The 18,753-nt window shown below is 63.8% G+C and carries 22 protein-coding genes and 1 pseudogene; 14 read left to right on the top strand and 9 right to left on the bottom strand.

Annotated elements, in window-relative coordinates:
- The first annotated feature begins 14 nt into the window (after positions 1-14).
- Positions 15-326: a helix-turn-helix transcriptional regulator gene (locus SO139_RS14315; RefSeq protein WP_498540175.1), complete on the top strand. Its 312-nt coding sequence runs from the start codon at positions 15-17 to the stop codon at positions 324-326.
- 58 nt (positions 327-384) lie between these two features.
- Here SO139_RS14315 and SO139_RS14310 read toward each other — a convergent pair whose 3' ends face one another.
- The 4 genes from SO139_RS14310 to carA form a co-directional block, all read right to left on the bottom strand.
- On the bottom strand, positions 385-837 hold the full coding sequence (locus SO139_RS14310; protein WP_449377443.1) for a DUF6691 family protein: 453 nt from the start codon (positions 835-837) through the stop codon (positions 385-387).
- 9 nt (positions 838-846) lie between these two features.
- The gene (locus tag SO139_RS14305) at positions 847-1,272 is read right to left on the bottom strand and encodes a YeeE/YedE family protein (protein WP_449377442.1); all 426 of its coding nucleotides are present in this window, start codon (positions 1,270-1,272) and stop codon (positions 847-849) included.
- A gap of 55 nt (positions 1,273-1,327) precedes the next feature.
- Positions 1,328-1,852, bottom strand: a complete 525-nt coding sequence (locus SO139_RS14300) for a hypothetical protein (RefSeq protein ID WP_474798475.1) — start codon at positions 1,850-1,852, stop codon at positions 1,328-1,330.
- A gap of 158 nt (positions 1,853-2,010) precedes the next feature.
- Positions 2,011-3,201 (bottom strand): glutamine-hydrolyzing carbamoyl-phosphate synthase small subunit, encoded by a 1,191-nt coding sequence (gene carA / locus SO139_RS14295; RefSeq protein WP_474798477.1) that lies wholly within the window; start codon positions 3,199-3,201, stop codon positions 2,011-2,013.
- 235 nt (positions 3,202-3,436) lie between these two features.
- Here carA and SO139_RS14290 point away from each other — a divergent pair, with 235 nt between their 5' ends.
- The 5 genes from SO139_RS14290 (at position 3,437) to SO139_RS14270 (ending at position 7,196) form a co-directional block, all read left to right on the top strand.
- A complete protein-coding gene (locus SO139_RS14290) occupies positions 3,437-3,892 on the top strand; it encodes a GatB/YqeY domain-containing protein (RefSeq protein WP_449377439.1) in 456 nt (151 codons plus the stop codon).
- A gap of 135 nt (positions 3,893-4,027) precedes the next feature.
- A complete protein-coding gene (locus SO139_RS14285; protein WP_449377580.1) occupies positions 4,028-5,173 on the top strand; it encodes an epoxide hydrolase family protein in 1,146 nt (381 codons plus the stop codon).
- A gap of 26 nt (positions 5,174-5,199) precedes the next feature.
- A complete protein-coding gene (locus tag SO139_RS14280; RefSeq protein ID WP_474798479.1) occupies positions 5,200-5,667 on the top strand; it encodes a MarR family winged helix-turn-helix transcriptional regulator in 468 nt (155 codons plus the stop codon).
- A 154-nt stretch (positions 5,668-5,821) separates the two neighbouring features.
- Positions 5,822-6,262 carry a hypothetical protein gene (locus tag SO139_RS14275; protein WP_449377438.1) on the top strand — a complete coding sequence of 147 codons (441 nt, stop codon included), beginning with the start codon at positions 5,822-5,824 and terminating at the stop codon, positions 6,260-6,262.
- Positions 6,263-6,422: 160 nt separating this feature from the next.
- Positions 6,423-7,196 carry a DUF2189 domain-containing protein gene (locus SO139_RS14270; protein WP_449377437.1) on the top strand — a complete coding sequence of 258 codons (774 nt, stop codon included), beginning with the start codon at positions 6,423-6,425 and terminating at the stop codon, positions 7,194-7,196.
- A 163-nt stretch (positions 7,197-7,359) separates the two neighbouring features.
- On the opposite strand, the gene SO139_RS14265 is transcribed toward SO139_RS14270, so the two are convergent.
- From SO139_RS14265 to SO139_RS14255, 3 genes are all read right to left on the bottom strand, one after another.
- Positions 7,360-7,872 (bottom strand): SRPBCC family protein, encoded by a 513-nt coding sequence (locus tag SO139_RS14265; RefSeq protein WP_449377436.1) that lies wholly within the window; start codon positions 7,870-7,872, stop codon positions 7,360-7,362.
- A gap of 73 nt (positions 7,873-7,945) precedes the next feature.
- On the bottom strand, positions 7,946-8,410 hold the full coding sequence (locus SO139_RS14260; protein ID WP_474798482.1) for an SRPBCC family protein: 465 nt from the start codon (positions 8,408-8,410) through the stop codon (positions 7,946-7,948).
- Positions 8,403-8,717 (bottom strand): ArsR/SmtB family transcription factor, encoded by a 315-nt coding sequence (locus SO139_RS14255; RefSeq protein ID WP_449377578.1) that lies wholly within the window; start codon positions 8,715-8,717, stop codon positions 8,403-8,405. The genes SO139_RS14260 and SO139_RS14255 overlap by 8 nt, the downstream gene beginning before the upstream one ends.
- Before the next feature lie 203 nt (positions 8,718-8,920).
- Here SO139_RS14255 and SO139_RS14250 point away from each other — a divergent pair, with 203 nt between their 5' ends.
- From SO139_RS14250 to SO139_RS14240, 3 genes are all read left to right on the top strand, one after another.
- A complete protein-coding gene (locus SO139_RS14250; protein ID WP_449377434.1) occupies positions 8,921-10,366 on the top strand; it encodes an LVIVD repeat-containing protein in 1,446 nt (481 codons plus the stop codon).
- Between the two features lie 2 nt (positions 10,367-10,368).
- Positions 10,369-10,911, top strand: a complete 543-nt coding sequence (locus SO139_RS14245) for a hypothetical protein (protein ID WP_474798485.1) — start codon at positions 10,369-10,371, stop codon at positions 10,909-10,911.
- 235 nt (positions 10,912-11,146) lie between these two features.
- Positions 11,147-11,767: a LysE family translocator gene (locus SO139_RS14240; protein WP_084801570.1), complete on the top strand. Its 621-nt coding sequence runs from the start codon at positions 11,147-11,149 to the stop codon at positions 11,765-11,767.
- A gap of 3 nt (positions 11,768-11,770) precedes the next feature.
- Here the strand turns inward: SO139_RS14240 and SO139_RS14235 are convergent, their stop codons facing one another.
- On the bottom strand, positions 11,771-12,574 hold the full coding sequence (locus SO139_RS14235; RefSeq protein WP_474798487.1) for an N-formylglutamate amidohydrolase: 804 nt from the start codon (positions 12,572-12,574) through the stop codon (positions 11,771-11,773).
- A gap of 92 nt (positions 12,575-12,666) precedes the next feature.
- On the opposite strand from SO139_RS14235, the gene SO139_RS14230 reads away from it, so the two are divergent.
- The 3 genes from SO139_RS14230 to SO139_RS14220 all read left to right on the top strand — a co-directional run bounded on the left by SO139_RS14230 (position 12,667) and on the right by SO139_RS14220 (position 14,907).
- On the top strand, positions 12,667-13,578 hold the full coding sequence (locus SO139_RS14230; protein ID WP_474798489.1) for a transglutaminase family protein: 912 nt from the start codon (positions 12,667-12,669) through the stop codon (positions 13,576-13,578).
- Positions 13,579-14,394 (top strand): transglutaminase-like domain-containing protein, encoded by an 816-nt coding sequence (locus SO139_RS14225; RefSeq protein ID WP_474798491.1) that lies wholly within the window; start codon positions 13,579-13,581, stop codon positions 14,392-14,394. It abuts the gene before it with no gap.
- Positions 14,395-14,511: 117 nt separating this feature from the next.
- Positions 14,512-14,907, top strand: coding sequence for a gamma-glutamylcyclotransferase family protein (locus SO139_RS14220; RefSeq protein ID WP_474798493.1), 396 nt, complete (start codon positions 14,512-14,514; stop codon positions 14,905-14,907).
- Here the strand turns inward: SO139_RS14220 and SO139_RS14215 are convergent.
- Positions 14,904-15,466, bottom strand: a pseudogene (locus SO139_RS14215) (chlorite dismutase family protein). The gene SO139_RS14220 and the pseudogene SO139_RS14215 overlap by 4 nt on opposite strands.
- A gap of 162 nt (positions 15,467-15,628) precedes the next feature.
- Here SO139_RS14215 and dnaG point away from each other — a divergent pair.
- Both dnaG and SO139_RS14205 read left to right on the top strand, forming a co-directional pair.
- On the top strand, positions 15,629-17,635 hold the full coding sequence (dnaG, locus tag SO139_RS14210; RefSeq protein ID WP_474798495.1) for a DNA primase: 2,007 nt from the start codon (positions 15,629-15,631) through the stop codon (positions 17,633-17,635).
- 377 nt (positions 17,636-18,012) lie between these two features.
- Positions 18,013-18,753: RNA polymerase sigma factor region1.1 domain-containing protein (locus tag SO139_RS14205; protein WP_498540174.1), on the top strand; the 741-nt coding region annotated here is incomplete at its 3' end.

Genomic DNA, 18,753 nt, shown 5'->3' with positions numbered 1-18,753 from the left:
GGGCGGACATCACGTTGGCGCTCGGCCGCCACGACCTGTCGGCCAGCATGATCGCCGCAAACCAGGGAATTTCGCCGCGTCATTTGCGCAGGTTGTTCGAGCAGGCCGGCAGTTCGTTCTCGGCCTTCGTCCTTGCCCAACGATTGGCAATGGCCCTTCGCATGTTGACCGACCGGCGACATAAGCGACTGAGTATCACGCAGATCGCCTATGAGGCGGGTTTCAGCGACCTGTCTTATTTCAATCGGACGTTTCGCCGCCTCCACGGCGCGACGCCGTCCGATGTCCGCAAGGCCGCGATGTCGGTCTCGGATATCGAGAGGTAGCGACGCGTGGCTGATTGGTTCGTGGCATGACAGCCCGTGACGATTGCTCCGCTGTCTTTCACTCGTAGGATGGCGTTGCAAGCGTCGGCTGTCGCTCGGCGAGCATGCGTGCGGCGGCCATGCCGACCAGCATCCCGATCATGAACAGCATGGACGCGCGCGTGCCGTAGCCGAGTGCGACGAAGGCTGGGCCCGGACAGAAGCCGGCAAAGCCCCAGCCGATGCCGAAGATCGCCGGACCGGCGATGATGCGCTGGTCGAGATCGGCTTTCGTCGGCAGCTGAAAGCTGTCGGCGAGCAGCGGCCGCGGCCGCTTCAGTACCAGGCGGAAGCCGATGAAGGCGGTCGCGACCGCGCCAAGCATCACGAACATCAGGCTCGGATCCCACGTGCCATCAGCGATGGCTGCGAGATCGAGAAAGTTGAGGACCTTGGCTGGATTGGCCATGCCGGAAATCAGGAGCCCGCCGCCGAACACGAGACCGATGATGAACTGGATCAGGATCGACATGTGCGCGCCTCAGAACAGGTGCCGGACAACGAAGGTGGTCGCAACGCCCGTGGCCATGAAGGTGAGCGTCGCGACGATGGAGCGCACCGACAGCCGCGAGATGCCGCAAACGCCGTGGCCCGAGGTGCAGCCATTGCCCCAGACCGAGCCGAAGCCGACCAGGAAGCCTGCACTGGCGAGCATGATGCCGCCCGCCGCGATCGCCTGCGCCGGCAGCGCGCCGGTCCCGAGCTGCCAAAGCATGGGCGCGGCGACGAGACCGGCTAGGAACGCGAGGCGGCCCGCCCAGTCGCGATCGATCACCGGCGGCAACAGCCGCGCCGCGATGCCGCTGACGCCGGCGATCCGGCCGCTGACCGCCATCAGCATCACCGCGGAGAGACCGATCAGTACGCCGCCGATCAGCGCGGCGATCGGAGTGAAGGTCGTGGCCATGGGTGGTTCCTCGTCACAGCGCGAACAATCTAGGCGTAATTCTACGCCCGATCGCTCACCGCTGCCACAACCGCACCAGCGGCCCGTTCGCGCCCATCACCGGATCGGTCTTCGGCACCGTGACCACCGGAATCGTCTTCAGCGCCTTGGCATGCGCCTCCAGCGTCGGCCGCACCAGATCCATCGGCGGCCCCGGCGGATAGGCGCCGACCACGCAGAAATCGTTGCTCGCGGTGAGCCGCTGATGGCCCGTGCCGGCCGGCAGGATCGCAACGTCCCCGGCGGAAATCTCCAGCGCGCGACCGTGATCGCCGCCGAAGCGCACGCGGGCGTGGCCGCGCGCGACGCCGAGCACCTCATGCACGGTCGAATGATAGTGGAGATAATCGTAGACGCCGTTACGCCACGTGCCGCCCCAGCCGTTCTCCGCGAACAGGCCTTCGATGGTTTCCTCGGGGCGCTTCGGATCGAGCTTGACCGCGTCCTGATAGACCAGGAACGGCAGGATGTTGTTCGGTACGAGGCCGTCGTCTTCGAAGACGATCGCTAGCGGCTCGGCATTGTCGTGGACGGCGGACATGACGGGCTCCTGCATTGGGATAGCAGGGTTCAACGACCCGCGTGAATTGACGTTCCCTCGTCATTCCGGGCTCGCGCTTCGTGCGCCGAGGAATGGCGGAACAAAGATGCCCGGGACCAGCCCGGGCATGATGTCGTGGCAGCGATTGCGCGAAGGGCTTACGCCCGTTTTCTCTCGCGCATCAGATCGGCAAAGCGCTGGAACAGATAGTGCGAGTCGCGTGGGCCGGGTGAGGCCTCGGGGTGGTACTGCACCGAGAACACCGGCTTGCCGTCGAGCTGGATGCCGCAATTGGAGCCATCGAACAGCGACACGTGCGTCTGCGTCGCGCCCTTCGGCAGCGTCTTCTCGTCCACGGCAAAGCCGTGGTTCATCGAGGTGATCTCGACCTTACCCGTGGTCTCGTCTTTAACGGGATGGTTGGCGCCGTGATGGCCCTGATGCATCTTCTTGGTCTTGGCGCCGACGGCGAGGCCGAGCATCTGGTGCCCGAGGCAGATGCCGAACGTCGGCGTGCCCGATTTGATCACTTCCCGGATCACCGGCACGGCGTATTTGCCGGTCGCGGCCGGATCGCCCGGGCCGTTCGACAGGAATACGCCATCCGGCTTCATCGCCAGGATGTCTTCGGCCGATGTGGTCGCCGGCACAACAGTCACCTTGCAGCCGACTCCGGCGAGCAGGCGCAGGATGTTGCGCTTGATGCCGTAGTCGATGGCGACGACGTTGTACGCAGGATTGTCCAGGCGGCCGAAACCTTGATTCCATTCCCAGGGCGTCTCGTCCCAGGTGAAGCGCTGACCCGAGGTGACCAAGGGCACGAGGTCCATGCCCTCGAGGCCGGGCCATTCGCGCGCTTCTTCCTTCAGGCCGTGCAGGTCGAACTCGCCGTTCTTCGCGTGCGCGATCACGGCGTTCGGCATGCCCTTGCTGCGGATCAGCGCGGTCAGCGCGCGGGTGTCGATGCCGGACAGGCCGATGATGCCGCGCGCCTTCAGCCACTGGTCGAGATGGCGGGTGGCGCGGTAGTTCGAGGGATCGGTGATGGCGGTGCGCAGGATCACGCCGCGCGCGCCAGGCGTCGCGGCCATGTTCACCGTCTCGATGTCTTCCTCGTTGGTCCCGACATTGCCGATATGCGGGAAGGTGAAGGTGATGAGCTGCCCGGCATAGGACGGATCGGTCAAGATCTCCTCATAGCCGGTCATCGCGGTGTTGAAGCAGACCTCGCCGACGGCGTGTCCTTCGGCGCCGAGGCCAAAGCCTTCGAGCACCGTGCCATCGGCAAGCACGAGGAGCGCGGTCGGTTTATGGTCCGGCCAGGCGGGATCGTTTTCGGATTGTGTCATGAGCCCGCTACATAGTCCGGCGCGGCGCTGCCGTCAAAGCGGAGAAGCGCTGATTCACATGCGTTTTTGCATATTTGGCAGGCCCGCTCGGGCGGGAGCGGCGTCCGAACCGCAATTTTGCGCCAAATTGGCGCCGACTGGGGAAATAATGGACCGAAACCTCTCATCTTCCGGTCTGGCCTCCCCGGGGCGAACGGCCTAAATCAGGCGCGACACAATTGAAGGAACCAGGACCATGATGCGCGACGACATCAACGCTGCGGTGAAAGAGGCCATGAAGGCCAAGGACGAGCGCAAGCTCGGCACGCTGCGCATGGTCAATTCGACCATCAAGAACGCCGACATCGAGGCGCGCGGCAACGGCAAGCCGCCGCTTAGCGATGCCGAGTTGCTCGGCGTGCTCCAGAAGATGATCAAGCAGCGTCAGGAGGCGGTCGAACTTTATGAAAAAGGCGGCCGCGCAGAACTCGCCGCGCAGGAGCGCGAGGAGATCGCCGTCATCTCGGCCTATCTGCCCAAGCAGATGTCGGATGATGACGTGAAGAGGGCGATTTCCGATGCAATCGCCGAGACCGGCGCCGTCGGCATGAAGGACATGGGCAAGGTGATCGCCGCGTTGAAGGCGAAGTACACCGGGCAGATGGATTTCGCGAAGGCGAGTGGACTCGTGAAGGCGGCGCTGACTGGATAGGACCGTTATCCCGGGGCGACGCCAAGCGTCGAGCCCGGAATCCATCGTGCCACCGAATCCGTTGATCAATGGATTCCGGGTTCGCGCCAAGAGGCGCGCCCGGAATGATGAAAAAACTGGGGGAGGCAACCGATGATCAGCGCGATCAAGCCGTTTCGCATCGCTATCAGCGACGATATCCTCGCCGACCTCAGATCGCGCCTTGCGCGCACGCGGTGGCCAGAGGCGGAACTGGTCGACGATTGGAGCCAGGGTGCGCCGCTGACGTGGATCAAGGAGATCTGCGGGTACTGGGCCAACGATTATGACTGGCGTGCGCGGGAGGCAAAGCTCAATCGCTTCGATCAGTTCACCACCGAGATCGACGGGCTCGACATCCACTTTATCCATGCGCGCTCGAAAGAGCCGGCCGCGCTGCCGCTGATCATCACGCATGGCTGGCCTGGCTCGATCGTCGAATTCCAGAAGGTGATAGCGCCGTTGGTTGATCCCGCCGCACACGGCGGCAATCCGGCTGATGCTTTCCACGTGGTGTGCCCGTCGCTGCCGGGCTTCGGCTTCTCGGCGAAACCCAAGGCGACCGGCTGGGGCGTTGACCGCATCGCGGCGACCTGGGTGAAACTGATGGACCGCCTCGGGTACACACGTTACGGCGCGCAGGGCGGCGATTGGGGCTCGGCAGTGACGACTTCTCTCGGCGCGCAGGACGGTGAGCATTGCGCCGGCATCCACATCACGCTCGCCTTCAATTCGGCGCCGAAGGTCGAGGGCGAGCCGACGGCCGAGGAGAAGCGGGCGCTCGCCGGGCTGAAGCACTATGTCGATCTCGACGCCGGCTACGCGAAGCAGCAATCGACGCGGCCGCAGACGCTCGGCTATGGCCTCACGGATTCGCCAAGCGGGCAGGCGGCCTGGATCCTCGAAAAGTTCTGGGCCTGGACCGATTGCAACGGCCATCCCGAAAACATCTTCAGTAAGGACGAGCTGCTCGACAACGTCATGCTCTATTGGGCGACGGAAACGGCGACCTCCTCGGCGCGGCTCTATTGGGAGAGCTTTGGCAGGCGCCGCACGACGCCGGTCGTCAAGGTGCCGACGGGCGTTGCGGTGTTCCCCAAGGAGATCATCGCGCCCGTGCGCCGCTGGATGGAGCCCAATTTCCACAACATCACGCACTGGAGCGAGATGGAGAAGGGCGGCCATTTCGCCGCCTTCGAGCAACCGGACCTGTTCGTGCGCGACGTGCGAAAATTCTTCGCGACGGTGCGGATGCGGGGATGAACTCGTTCAATCGACGCAGTCAGATGATGCCAAAGATGTCTCATGCCGCGGGTCTTCACCGCGCTTCACTCGAGAAGCTGCACGATCTGGATGCGGCGCTTGAGCTCATGTATTACGGCTGGCGCGGAATGACGCTCCTGGCCGACGAGTATCTTGCGAAGCAGGGCCTGTCGCGCCCGCACCATCGTATCCTCTACGTGGTGGCCCGCCAGCCCGATATCGCAATCGGCTCGCTGATCGAGACGCTCGGCATTTCCAAGCAGGCCTTGAACCGGCCGCTCAAGCTGTTGATGGAGCGTAAGCTCCTGACCGCGAAGCGCTCGCCCGAGCAGCATCGCTCCAAACTGTTGCGCCTGACGCTGGCGGGGCAACGCATCGAGCAAAGGGCATCGGACCATGAGCGCAAGGTACTGCGCCAGGCGTTCGAGCGCGTCGGGGCGCCTGGTGCTGCCGCATGGATGGCTGTCATGGAGGCGATCGCCGACAGCAACTGATATCAAGTCAACTTAGTTGACATGAAAAGCGGCCTTTGCCAATCTCCTGGTCGCGAACCGGGGGAGGGCGGCGCCAAGAGCGGACAGACAATGGATCGCGCGGCCGCCGAAGAGTCTGTCGAGGCATGGGCGCGAATTGGTACGGAAAGTAACCATGCGATTTTCGGATTTCGTTCTGCTCTTCAACGCGCTCTGGTTCGGCGGTGCCTTCATCCAGTTCAGCATAGCGCAGCGCAATACACTGAAGATTCTCGTGCCGCGCGAGGAGCGGGGCAATCCGATCGCGCCGACCTTGTCGGCCAGCGTGGCGTTTTTGGGCGGGATCAATCTGCCGATCGGAATTCTTTCGCTCTATCTTGTCGTTCGGCCGCCGTTCTTCCAGCCGATCGAAGCGCAACTGGTCTTGTTCCTGTTCTTCGCCGCCTGCCACTTTAGCCAGTTCGCTTATAATCTTCCGGTCCTGATGCGCGGCGGTCGCGTCGGGGTAGCTTACTGGCCCGTGTTGAAGGGGCCGATGCTCAGGATCTTCGTCATCGACGCGGCGTTGTTCGTGGCCAATCTCGCTGTGGCGCTCCTGCTCGCGGCGCACCCCTGACCAAGGGCGAAGATCAAGCGGCACAGTGCCCGAAAGACAATTGCGGTATCTGCTGACCGCTCAACTCTCCCGTGCACGCTCTTCGAGAGCGGACTATCATTGGCGCCAAGAATACCGCGCGCGGCAAAGATCGCGCGAGGGGGATTCGCGGAGGAAGCCGATGTCCATCTCGGGCAAAGTCGATCCGGTGGTGCGCCCTGTGGCCGCGACCGACATCGCGGAGGCGCTGGCCGAAGGCCTGCGAGATTTTCAGGCGCTGCCGCTGTACGGGCTTTGCTTCGGCGTGCTCTATGCCGCCGGCGGCGTCGCCATCCTGCTCTGCCTCACCGCGTTCGGGCTGATCTATCTCGTCTATCCGCTTGCAGCAGGTTTTGCGCTGATCGGACCGTTCGTCGCCATCGGTCTTTACGAAGTCAGCCGGCGCCGCGAGCGAGGTGAGCCCGTTTCTTTCGGTGCGATCTGGTCGACGATACGCTCGCGCAGCGAGATCGGGTGGATGGCCTTCGTCACGCTGTTCATGTTTGTGGTCTGGATGTACCAGGTGCGGCTGTTGATCGCGCTGCTGCTCGGGCTGCACGCTTCCTTCTCGAGCTTGCAGGAATTCATGACGGTAGTGCTCACCACCAATGAGGGCCTGTTGTTCCTCGCCATTGGCAATGCGGTCGGTGCTGCGCTGTCGTTGATCCTGTTCTCGCTAACGGTGGTGTCGTTTCCGCTGCTGCTCGATCGCGATGTCGATTTCGTCACCGCGATGGTGACGAGCGTGCGTGCGGTCGTCACCAGCCCCTTGCCGATGATCGGCTGGGCCGCCGTGATCGTGATGCTCCTGATCGTGTCGGCGCTGCCGTACTTTCTTGGACTGGTCGTGACGCTGCCGGTGCTCGGACATGCGACCTGGCATCTCTACCGCCGCATCGTCGCGCCGGTGCCGTAGTCATGCTGTCGTCCTGGCGAACGCCAGGACCCATTACCCCAGGAAGGAGTCGTGGCGCGTCGTAACAACGAGTCTTCGCCAAATATCTCCCTGGGGTAATGGGTCCTGGATCAGCGCTCCGCTTTGCTTCGCTTGTCCAGGACGACGGCGGAGCTTGCGGCCACTACGGCGTCTTGATGCCCATCGCCTTCAGCGCGTCCAGCATTCGTTGCGGCGGGCCCATCTTGACCACCAGCGGCTTGCCGGTCTCGAGCAGGCTCTTGAGGCTCGACAGGATCGCGGGCCAGCCCTGCCGTCCGCCCGCAAGAATGTCGTCGCTGAGCGGCCGGTCGTGGCCTTCGCTCATGGTGAGCCGGACGGCGTCGCCGGCCTCTTCGATCTCGTAGGTGACGAGCGTCGGCCCGAGCTTCTCGATCAGTTCGGGCCAGTTGACGTTGAAGGTGACCGAGAGCTTTCGCGGCGGCTCGTATGCGAGGACCTCGCCGCTGATATGCAACGCGCCGTCCGGCGTGCGCACGGTGAACGCGCCGCCGAGCCGTGGCTCGACCTCGACCGCATTGCCGAAGAAATACATCCGGCTGAACTCGGCCGAGGTCAGCGCCTCCCACACTTTCTCAGGCGTGGATGCGATGTAAATGGTGTAGACCGTGAGCGGTTTGAACTGATCGATGTTCATTATTCAAATCCCTCGATGCCCACCGGCGGCGTGGTCCCGATATAAGTGACATAGACGAATTCGGGCCGCGGCATTACGCGGCGTCCTTCTTTGAATAACCTGGCGGCACGATCTCGATGGTGCGGCCGCTCTCGAGCAAGCTCTTCAGGTTCGACAGCACCATCGGCCAGCCGCCGGAGATGTCGCGCAGGGTCTTGCCGTCCTCACCGAGCTGGTCATGCGTGACCGTCAGCTTGACGACCTTGCCGCGAGGTTCGAGATCGAAGGTGACGCGCGAGATCCCTTCGCCCGCGGCTTCGGGCTTGCGATTGTGCCAGCTATAGGCGAGCCGCCTTGTTGGATCGAAGGTGATGACCTCGCCCTCCACCGTCGGATTGCCGTTGTTGGTGAAACGGTAGGGCGCGCCTTGCTTCCAGTCCGAGGTGATGCGATGGCCGAACCAGTAGCGTTCGGTGAAATCGCCATCGGTCAACGCCTGCCACAGCGCCTCGGGCGAGGTCTCGATGTAGGTCACGTACACATAACTCGGCTTACTCATCGCGCTTCTCCAGTTGACGTTTCAACTCGCTGAGCGCGGCGAGTTTCCCGCGCTCGAATTTCTTGATCCAGCGTTCGCCGATCTGATGGATCGGCACCGGGTTGAGGTAGTGCAGCTTCTCGCGGCCGTGCCTGAAGGTGGTGACCAGGTTGGCTTCTTCGAGAATGGCAAGGTGCTTGGTGACGGCCTGGCGCGTCATCTCCAGGCCCTCGCAGAGCTCGTTCAGCGTCTGGCCGTTTTTGGCGTGAAGCCTGTCCAAGAGCGACCGTCTCGAGGCGTCGGCCAGCGCTTTGAAGACCTCATCCATGGCGGGATAATAGGCAACCAAATAGTTGCATGTCAAGCGTCGTCATTCCGGGGCATCGCAGCGATGAACCCGGAATCTCGCAATTCCGGATAACCGCTGCATGGTTTCCGGAATCACTGCCTTGATCTCGAGATCATGTTTTCGGCACGGTCCCTGTGTTAGCGTTCTGTCTCAGCCAACGGAGATTGGTTCCGGGGGGAAACATGTTTCGTCGCGTCCAACTCGCTGCCTGCCTCGTCCTTTTTGCTTGCAGCACCGTCCACGCCCAGAAGCAGCAGATGATCGGCGCCCCGCCCGAAGCCTCCAACATGAAGCTGGTCGGGTATAACGACCTCCAGGCGCGCAGCGCCTATCAGCCGACCATTCATCACCAGGGCGATCGCTGGATCGCCTATATCGGACATCACGGCGGCACGGACGACGTGCCCAATCCCGTCAATCCGCTGACGGGTCAGGCCGAGCCGAACGGCACCTCGATCGTCGACGTCACGGACCCCGCGCATCCCAAGTATCTGCGCCATTTGCCGGGTCAGGAGGGCAAGTACGAATCCGGTGGCGCGCAGATGGTGCGGGTGTGCGACGGCAAGTCGTTGCCCAAGGGCGATGCCAATGCCGTCTACATGCTCCGCACCTTCGGCAGCGAGGCGCATGAGATCTGGAACGTCGCCGATCCCGCCAATCCTGTGCTCGTCACGCGCCTTGGCGGCCTGAAGGACACGCACAAGAGCTGGTGGGAATGCGACACCGGCATTGCCTATCTCGTCTCGGGTGCGCCGGACTGGCGCACGCGCCGCATGACACAGGTCTATGATCTCAGCGATCCCGCACATCCGCAAAAGGTCCGCGACTTCGGCTTGCCTGGCCAGGAGCCCGGCGCGACCGGCGCGGTGCCGACCGAATTGCACGGACCGATTTCGACCGGGCCCACGGGCAACCGCGTCTATTTCGGCTACGGCACCAATAAGGGCGGCATCTTGCAGATCGTCGATCGCGAGAAGCTCTTGAACGGCGGCAAGGAGCCGACGCCGGAGAACCTGCGCTATCCCGAAATCGCGCGCCTGCCGATGTCCGCCTTCAACGGCGCGCATACGACGTTCCCGATGCTCGACATGCCCGTCGCCGAGTTCGCCGAGGACAAGGACGGCAAGACGCGTGATATCGTGATGATCGTCGACGAGGCGATATTGAACGAATGCGGTGAGGCGCGGCAGATGGTGTGGTTCGCCGACGTTACGACCGAAGTGCGGCCGATGATCGTTTCGAGCTACACGGTGCCCGAGGCGAGCGGGCAGTTCTGCCAGCGCGGGGGCCGTTTCGGCTCACATTCGTCGAATGAGAGCATGGCGCCGGTCTACTACAAGAGGATGGCCTTCATTGCCTTCTTCAATGCCGGCGTACGCGCGCTCGATATCCGCGATCCCTACCACCCCAAGGAGGTCGGCTATTTCATCCCGGCGATCACACAGGCAACCGACAAGCGCTGCATCCCGATCGAAGGCGGCGAGCGCTGCAAGGTCGCGATCCAGACCAACAATGTCGAGACCGATGACCGCGGCTACATCTACATCGTCGATCGCGCCAACACCGGCCTGCACATTCTGGAGCTGACGGGCTCCGCACGCGCCGTCGCCGGCCTGCCGAAGAACTGACGATGCGGCGCGCGGCGATCATATTGGCCTCCGCAATCGCGCTCGGCGCGTCCGGGGTCGGCGCGTATCAACTCGCGCCGGTGCCGGCCGAGACATCGGTCCATTGGCGGGAGACCGCCTGGCCGTTCCCGCGTGATGGCTGGCCTGCGGGCCGTGCGTTTCGCTGCGGTGGGGCTTGCGCGGGCACCGAGCTCTACGTCCGCGCAAAGCTCGGCTTCTGCAATTGCGACCGTGGCGTCGTCGATGATGACGAGGTCGATCGCGTGGCCGATCTCGACTTGATCAACCCGCATTTTGCAGCGACAGCGCCGGGCGAAGCGGTGCGCGTCGGCAAGTTGTACGGCCGCGCCGGGCATTACGATCTCGACATGTCGGACGGTGCGCGCCATACGGCGATCGGCATTGCCCTGTCGCGTCGCTGCGATCTGCTGGTCGCGGTGGTGCAGGGCGCAGGCGAGGTGCGCGCGATGCAGCGCGCCGCGATTGAGTTCTTGGAGACGCAGGAGATGAAGCGATGGATGATTGCGGCACTGGACGGAAGGTGAGAGGCGCACGATCGTGCCGCTCGCACCGCCGTCATCACCCGCTTTCGCGAAAGCGGATGATCCAGTATTGTAGAGACGGTCACGGGATACGGAGGGGCCGCGGCGTACCGGATACCCCGCCTGCGCGGGGTATGACGGTGGCGTTTGTGGATTCTGCGTGCGACACACGTCGAGCTTTCGCCGCCGCACCAAACGTGCATTAATTCGACGACAACTCCCTCAGCGAGTCCGCCCCATGATGTCCTTGCAAGCCTATCTCGCCTTCGTCGCTGCCTGCATTGCGCTGGCGCTGTTGCCTGGTCCGATCGTCACGCTCGTCATCGCCAATGGCCTCAGGCATGGAACCCGGGCGGCGCTGACCAACGTTGCGGGCGCGCAGGCGGGGCTGGCGATCGTGATCGGCGTCGTCGCGATCGGGCTGACCTCACTGATGGCGACCATGGGCTACTGGTTCGACTGGGTACGCTTTGCCGGTGCCGCCTATCTGATCTGGCTCGGCATCAAGCTGATCTGGGCGCCGGTCGAGGGCGTCAAGGTCGACGAGCCGCCGGCGCCGCCGCGCGGCGGTTTCTTCCTGCAAGGCTTCTTGGTGCTGCTGTCGAACCCCAAGGTGCTGGTGTTTTTCGGCGCCTTCATTCCGCAGTTCATGGACATGAACCGCGATCACTTCCCGCAGGTCGCGCTGCTGGGTGCAACGTTTATGGTGACGGCAGCGATGACGGACGCGCTCTATGCCACGGCTGCCGGCCGCGCGCGAAAATTCTTCTCGGCGCGCCGCACGCGGATGATGTCGCGCGTCTCCGGCGGCTTCATGATCGGTGGCGGTATCTGGCTGGCGCTGACAAGGGCGAAGTGAGGGCTACACCAACCTCTCCGCCCGCAGCTCCGCTTCGACCTCGGCAAAAATCCTCGCCAGCCGTTCCGCCCATCGCTGCTGGCCGGATTGGTCCGTGATCAAATCCTGGCGGATCTCGATGCCGGTGTTCAGGAGGCCGCGGGCCTCGCCGTGGACGGGGATGGTGTAGTCGGTTAGGTCGCTCACCGCATAAGGCTCGTTGTCGCCGACGACGAGATCGCTCTCGCTGCGTAGATGTTTGAGCAGGAGGTGCGGCAGCACGGTGTCGCGGTGATAGAGCGTGCCGATGTGCCAGGGGCGCGCAACGCCGGCGTAGACCGGCGTGAAGCTGTGCAGCGCGACCAGCACGGTCGGGCGCTTTGCATGAACGCGCGCGTCGATCACCGCATTGATACGGCCGTGATAGGGATCGAAAATCTCGCGGCGTCGCGCCTCGCGCTCTCCTTCCGAAATCCCCTCATTGCGCGGGATCGCCGTTGCCTCCGAGATCACGGGGATCGAGCTTGCGACGCCCGGCGGGCGGTTGCAGTCGATCACGAGCCGCGAGTAGCGCTGTGCGATAAGGTGCGCATCAAGCATCCCAGCGAGCCGCTCGGCGACGCCGGCAATCCCGATGTCCCAGGCGATGTGTCGTGTCAGCTCGCTTTCGGCGACGCCGAGATCGCCGAGCGCGTGCGGCAGCGCGCGCCCGTAATGATCGCAAGTGAGCAGGAAGGGCGCGCCTCCTGCCGCATTCGTCTCGTGCACCGGCGGACTATCGCCTTTGCCGAGAAGCTGATTCGTCGTGCCGGCCGCCTCTAAAACCATCCTGATTGCCTATGGAAAATGCACCCCGCTCTTAAAATTGAGCAGCCAACGCTATAGATTAGCCGGTCCAGAATCACCATGATTGCCTAACGATGCCGCTGCTCACGATTCATCACAAGACCGAATATCGCTACAACCGCCCGGTGGCGTTCGGCGAGCATCGCATCATGCTGCGCCCGCGCGACAGTCATGATCTGCGCGTGCTCGACAGCCGGCTTCATATCTCGCCTCAGCCGATGTCGCTGCACTGGATCCACGACGTGTTCGGCAACTCGGTCGCGATCGCGAATTTCGACGAGCGCGCGGACGTCTTGACGTTCGACTGGCACGTCACCGTCGAGCACAATCCGGTCGAGGAGTTCGCGCTGACGCCGGACGATCCGGCCTATTTCTATCCCTTCGTCTATGACGACGAGGAATTCCCCGATCTCGGCCACTACATCACGCCGCAATATGCCGATGCCGACGGCGGGCTGTCGGAATGGGCGCGCAGCTTCCTCGACGAGGAGGCGCCGACGCCGACGTTCAAGATCCTGAGCGGCATGACGCACGGCATCCGCAAGGCCTTCAAGTATCGCAAGCGTCACGAGCAGGGCACGCAGCATCCGCTCGATACGCTGCAAAGGGGCACCGGCACCTGCCGCGACTATGCGCTGTTCATGATCGAGGCGCTGCGCCGGCTCGGCATCGCCGCGCGATTCGTATCCGGCTACATCTTCGTGCCGGAGGATCTCGAGACGCGCCATGTCGGCGGCGGCTCGACGCATGCCTGGGTGCAGGTGTACCTGCCGAGCGCGGGCTGGATCGAGTTCGACCCGACCAACGGCATCGTCGGCACGCGCGATCTGATCCGCGTCGCGGTGGCCCGCGATCCGCGCCAGGCGATCCCGCTGCATGGGGTCTATCTCGGCTCGGCCGAGGCGTTCGAGGCCATGGAGGTGAACATCAAGGTGGTCTCGGACGACCAAGAGACCGACGAAGAGCTGGAGCCAGAGGTATTGTAGATGGACATCAAGGTCGGCTTCGAGATTGCTTACGCTGCGCCACAGTCGACGCCGATGGTGATCATGCTCAACATCCACCCCTCGCGCCAGGCCGACATCGTCGGCAAGGAGACGGTGGTGGCCGAGCCAGATGTGCCGATCCGCTTCTATCATGACAGCTTTGGCAATGTTTGCGGCCGCCTGGTTGCACCCGCGGGTGGCGTCACGCTGAAAGGCAGCGCGCTGGTGCGCGACACCGGCCTGGCGGACGAGGTGATGCCGACCGCGCAGCAATTGCCGATCGAGCAGCTGCCCAACGAGCTGCTGCTCTATCTGATGCCGAGCCGCTATTGCGAGACCGACAAGCTCACCGACATCGCCTGGTCGCTGTTCGCCAAAAGTGAACCTGGTTGGAAGCGCGTCTGCGCGATCACCGAGTTCGTGCACCAGCACGTCACCTTCGGTTATGAGCACGCCCATCACATGAAGTCAGCGCACGACGTCTATGAAAGCCGTTCCGGCGTCTGTCGCGACTTTGCGCATCTCGCGGTCGCGTTCTGCCGCTGCATGGGCATTCCGGCGCGCTACTGCACCGGGTACATGGGCGACATCGGCATTCCGGCCGAGCCGTTCCCGATGGATTTTTCCGGTTGGTTTCAGGTCTATCTTTCTGGCAAGTGGCTCACCTTCGATGCCCGCCACAATGTCCCGCGCATCGGCCGCATCCTGATGGCGACGGGACGCGACGCTGCCGACGTCGCGCTGTCGACGAGCTTTGGCCGGATGGAGTTGAAGAAGTTCGAGGTGGTCAGCGATGAGGTGGTGAAGGCGGCGTGAGCCGTCGCGCCACCGTCGGTGATAGGCAATGCCTCCCAATGTCGTCCCGGCTTTCGCCAGGACGACATTGAGGGGGTGGCGCTGTTGTTCCGTAGAATTGACGGCTATAGACACCCCATGACCGATCGTCTCTTCGTCTACGGCACCTTGATGCGCGGCTTCGACCATCCGATGGCGCGGCTCTTGGCGGCGCATGCTGATTTCCTTGGGGATGCGACCTGCCGCGGCCGGCTCGTTCTCGTGAAGCATTATCCGGGGCTCCTGCTATCGGACACACCGTCCGACCTCGTGCACGGCGAACTCTTTCGCCTCCGCGCGCCTGACGAGTTGCTGCGCGAGCTCGACATGTATGAGGCCTGCGGCGAGGGCTTTCCCGAGCCGACCGAATATCTGCGCGCGCTCATCGACGTCACGCTCGCAGATGGCGCAACCGAGAACGCCTGGACCTACGTCTACAACTGGCCGGTCATGGACCTGCCCCGCATCGCGTCCGGCAGATTCCTCGAGGACTAGCCCGCCAGCACCTCGCGCACCACGCGCACGTCGACCTCGCGCTCGACGTAGGACCACTCTCGGTCGTGCGCAGCATTGCGACCAGCTCCTCGAACAGCGAGGCGTGTGCCGGTGCGAATTCGAACCAGGTCAGGAAGTCGAAGGGCTCGCCGAGATCGCGGCAGTGATAGAGCTGCCGCGCGACCGCCGGCAAAAAGCGCAGGCTGCTGGCGATATGGTGTGACTTGTCCTCGAAGATCCTGCGCCGCTCTTCGGCCGTGAGGTCCCACCAGGCCTGCGATTTGCGGATCGGGATCAGCGCGGCGCAAGTCGCCTCGGGGCGGCCGAGCCCGGCCTGCACCGCGACAAGCTGCTCCTTCTCGGCGCGCTCGGTGTAGCGGAGATAGCTTGCGACGCCGACCAGACGCCACGAATTGCGCGAGGGCACAAGCGGCAGCGCGGCCGCCTCGCTGTCGACCACCGACAGCGCCGGCATGAATGGCAGGGGATCACCCTTCACGGGTGAGATCGAGGTGACGCGCCAACCCCCGCTGTGGCCGCCTCGAAAGGTCGTGAACATCGGAGCATGGAAGCGCGGAACACTGCGGGGTTCAAGCGCGACGTGGCGGGAAAGCCCCTGTGAATATCCGGGAGAAACCCCACGACCGTCGTATTTCCGTGAGCCAGCCCTATATGCCTAGCCGGCTGGCACAGGGCCCCGACTCACGTCTAGAATCACCTTATGCGCTTCACGCCCCAATTCCTCGACGAGCTGCGTGCCCGGCTTTCGGTCTCCGAGGTCGTGGGCAAGCGCGTGAAGCTGAAGAAGGCGGGGCGCGAGTGGAAGGGGCTGTCGCCGTTCCAGCAGGAGAAGACGCCGTCCTTCTACGTCAACGACCAGAAGGGTTTTTACCACGACTTCTCCTCCGGCAAGCACGGCGACATCATCAACTTCGTGATGGAGACCGACGGCCTGCCGTTCGGCGAAGCGGTCGAGCGGCTTGCCAACATGGCGGGCCTGCCGCTGCCGGCGGCAACCCCGGATGCCGCGCGGCATGAGCAGCGGCGCCGGACACTGCATGACGTCATGGAGCTCGCCGCAAAGTTCTTTGCCGAGACGCTGGCCTCCCGCCTCGGCGCCAAGGCGCGGGGCTATCTCGCCGATCGCGCCGTCTCGCCTGCGACGCAGTTGCAATTCCGCCTCGGCTATGCGCCGCCACCACCCGAGCGCTTCGCGTTGAAGGAGTATCTCGGCAAGCAGGGCGTTTCCGTCGACGACATGGTCGAGACCGGCCTGCTCGTGGCAGGCAACGATATCCCCGTGCCGTACGACCGCTTCCGCGATCGCGTGATGTTTCCAATCACGGACTTGCGCGGCCGCGTCATCGCCTTCGGCGGGCGGGCGCTGGAGAAGGACGTCCCGGCCAAATACCTGAATTCGCCGGAGACGCCGCTCTTTCACAAGGGCGACAATCTCTACAACCACGCCACCGCGCGGAAAGCTGCGCATGACGGTGCGGCGCTGATCGTGGTCGAAGGCTATGTCGACGTCATCGCCATGGTCACCGCGGGCTTTGCAGGCAGTGTCGCCCCGCTCGGCACCGCGCTGACCGAAAGCCAGCTCGCTCTGCTCTGGAAGATGGCGGACGAGCCGATCCTTTGCTTCGATGGCGACAAGGCCGGGCAGAAGGCGGCCTATCGTGCTGCGGACCTCGCCTTGCCATTCCTCGCGCCCGGAAAGAGCCTGCGCTTCGCGCTGCTGCCGGAGGGGCAGGACCCAGACGATCTGGTGCGCTCCGGCGGCCGCGGCGCGGTCGAGGAAGTGATCGCGGCGGCGCGCCCGCTTGCGGACGTGATCTGGTCGCGCGAACTCGAAGGCGGCAGCTTTGTCACGCCCGAGCGCCGCGCTGCGCTGGAGGCGCGCATCAATGAACTCAGCAACGGCATCCGCGACGAGGTCGTGCGCCGCTATTATCGCCAGGATCTGGCCGAGCGCCTCCAGCGCACCTTTGCGCCTGAAGGCGGTGGCCGCGGCGGCTTCGCCGGTCGCGGTAATTTCCGCTCGCAACCCGGCCGCTCCTTCCAGCCTCGCGGCGGGAGCGGTGCGAATCGATTCGCCGGCCAGGGGCGCCGCGGCGGCCCGATTCCCACCTCGCTCCCCTCCGGCCCCTACCAGGCGGCGAGCCCGCAGCTTGCGGCAAGCCCGATCATGCGAGGACAGCGCAGCGCAATCTCCCGGCGGGAAGCGCTGATCCTGCAAAGCCTGATCAACCACCCCTGGCTGCTGCACGACCATCTGGAGGAGGTGGCCGCGCTGGAGCTTGCCCACCCCGAGGCCCACAAGCTCCGCGCCGGTATTATCGCGGCCTTCGCCAACGACCATCACCACAGCCCGGACCCCTCGGAGCAGGCCGAGAAGATGCGTGCCGACCTCGATCGGAGTGGATTTTCTCCGCTACTTCAAAGGGTTGAGCGAGCCATCACGACCCAGGCCGTGTTCGGGGCCCGTGAGGGCGCGGCGCGGGATGACGTTCTTGCCACATGGAATCAGCTCGTCGCCTTGCATCGGCAGTGGCATTCACTACTTAGGGAGCTGAAGGATGCCGAGCTGGCCTTGGGGGAAGACCCCAGCGAGGCCAATTTGGCGTGGCTGCGTGACGTCAAGGCCAGGATGGCCGAGGTCGACGGTACCGAGGCCCTGATCGAGGGTTTTGGCGAGCTGTCGGGCCGGTTTCAGAAGAGCGTGTGAAACGAAGAATCATGCGGACGGCCGGGGCCGGAACCGCAAAAAGACTCGCCAAATCCAAGGTTTGGCGGCAGAAACAGGGTTAATCGAGGCTTAACGGTCTTGTAGCACTTTGGCCAACAGGCGGCCGCAGGCAAAACAGACGCGTCAGGAATAAATCCGCGCATTCGCTGTTGGCACTCTACCTGCATTCGCCGGCGACAAAGGTGCTTACGAAGCGTTAGGCAAATCCGGCGAGAGAAGTTCTGGGGTGGCGATAGAGGTTTGCGCCGCCCTTTCCGTGTCGAGATCTGACGAAGCGAGAGCGTCGAAACAAGTTCAAGTGAATTCAGGCAGGCGCCGTGCGAGCCGCCTGTATGAAGCGCGTTTAGGAGCAATGGATGGCCACCAAGGCAAAGACGCTGCAGGCGAAGGACAAGGAAAAGGACGACAAGGCAGCGGACGCTCCGGAGAAGGATTCCCAGGACGCGCCCTCGCCGTTGCTCGACCTGTCCGACGCGGCAGTGAAGAAGATGATCAAGCAGGCCAAGAAGCGCGGCTTCGTGACCTTTGATCAACTTAACGAAGTCTTGCCGTCCGACCAGACCTCGCCCGAGCAGATCGAGGACATCATGTCCATGCTCTCGGACATGGGCATCAACGTCACCGAAGCCGACGACAGCGAAGGCGAGGAGGACAAGGACGAGGGCGGCGAGGACGAGACCGACAACGAGCTCGTCGAGGTCACCCAGAAGGCCGTCACCGAGGTCAAGAAGAGCGAGCCGGGCGAGCGCACCGACGATCCCGTGCGCATGTATCTGCGCGAGATGGGCACGGTCGAATTGCTCTCGCGTGAGGGCGAAATCGCAATTGCAAAACGCATCGAGGCCGGCCGCGAGGCGATGATCGCTGGCCTCTGCGAAAGCCCGCTGACCTTCCAGGCCATCATCATCTGGCGCGACGAGCTCAACGAAGGCAAGATCTTCCTCCGCGACATCATCGATCTCGAAGCGACCTATGCCGGCCCGGATGCCAAGGGCGGCATGAACACCGCGATGATCGGCGGTCCCGCCGGGGAGAACGGCGAAGCGCCGGCCGAGGGCGGCGAAGCTGCTGTGACGACTGCCGCTGCGCCTGCGCAT

The organism is Bradyrhizobium sp. UFLA05-89, from assembly GCF_059803475.1.
The sequence above is the reverse complement of the archived record's forward strand: the minus strand, read 5'-3'. Positions and strand labels throughout refer to the sequence as shown.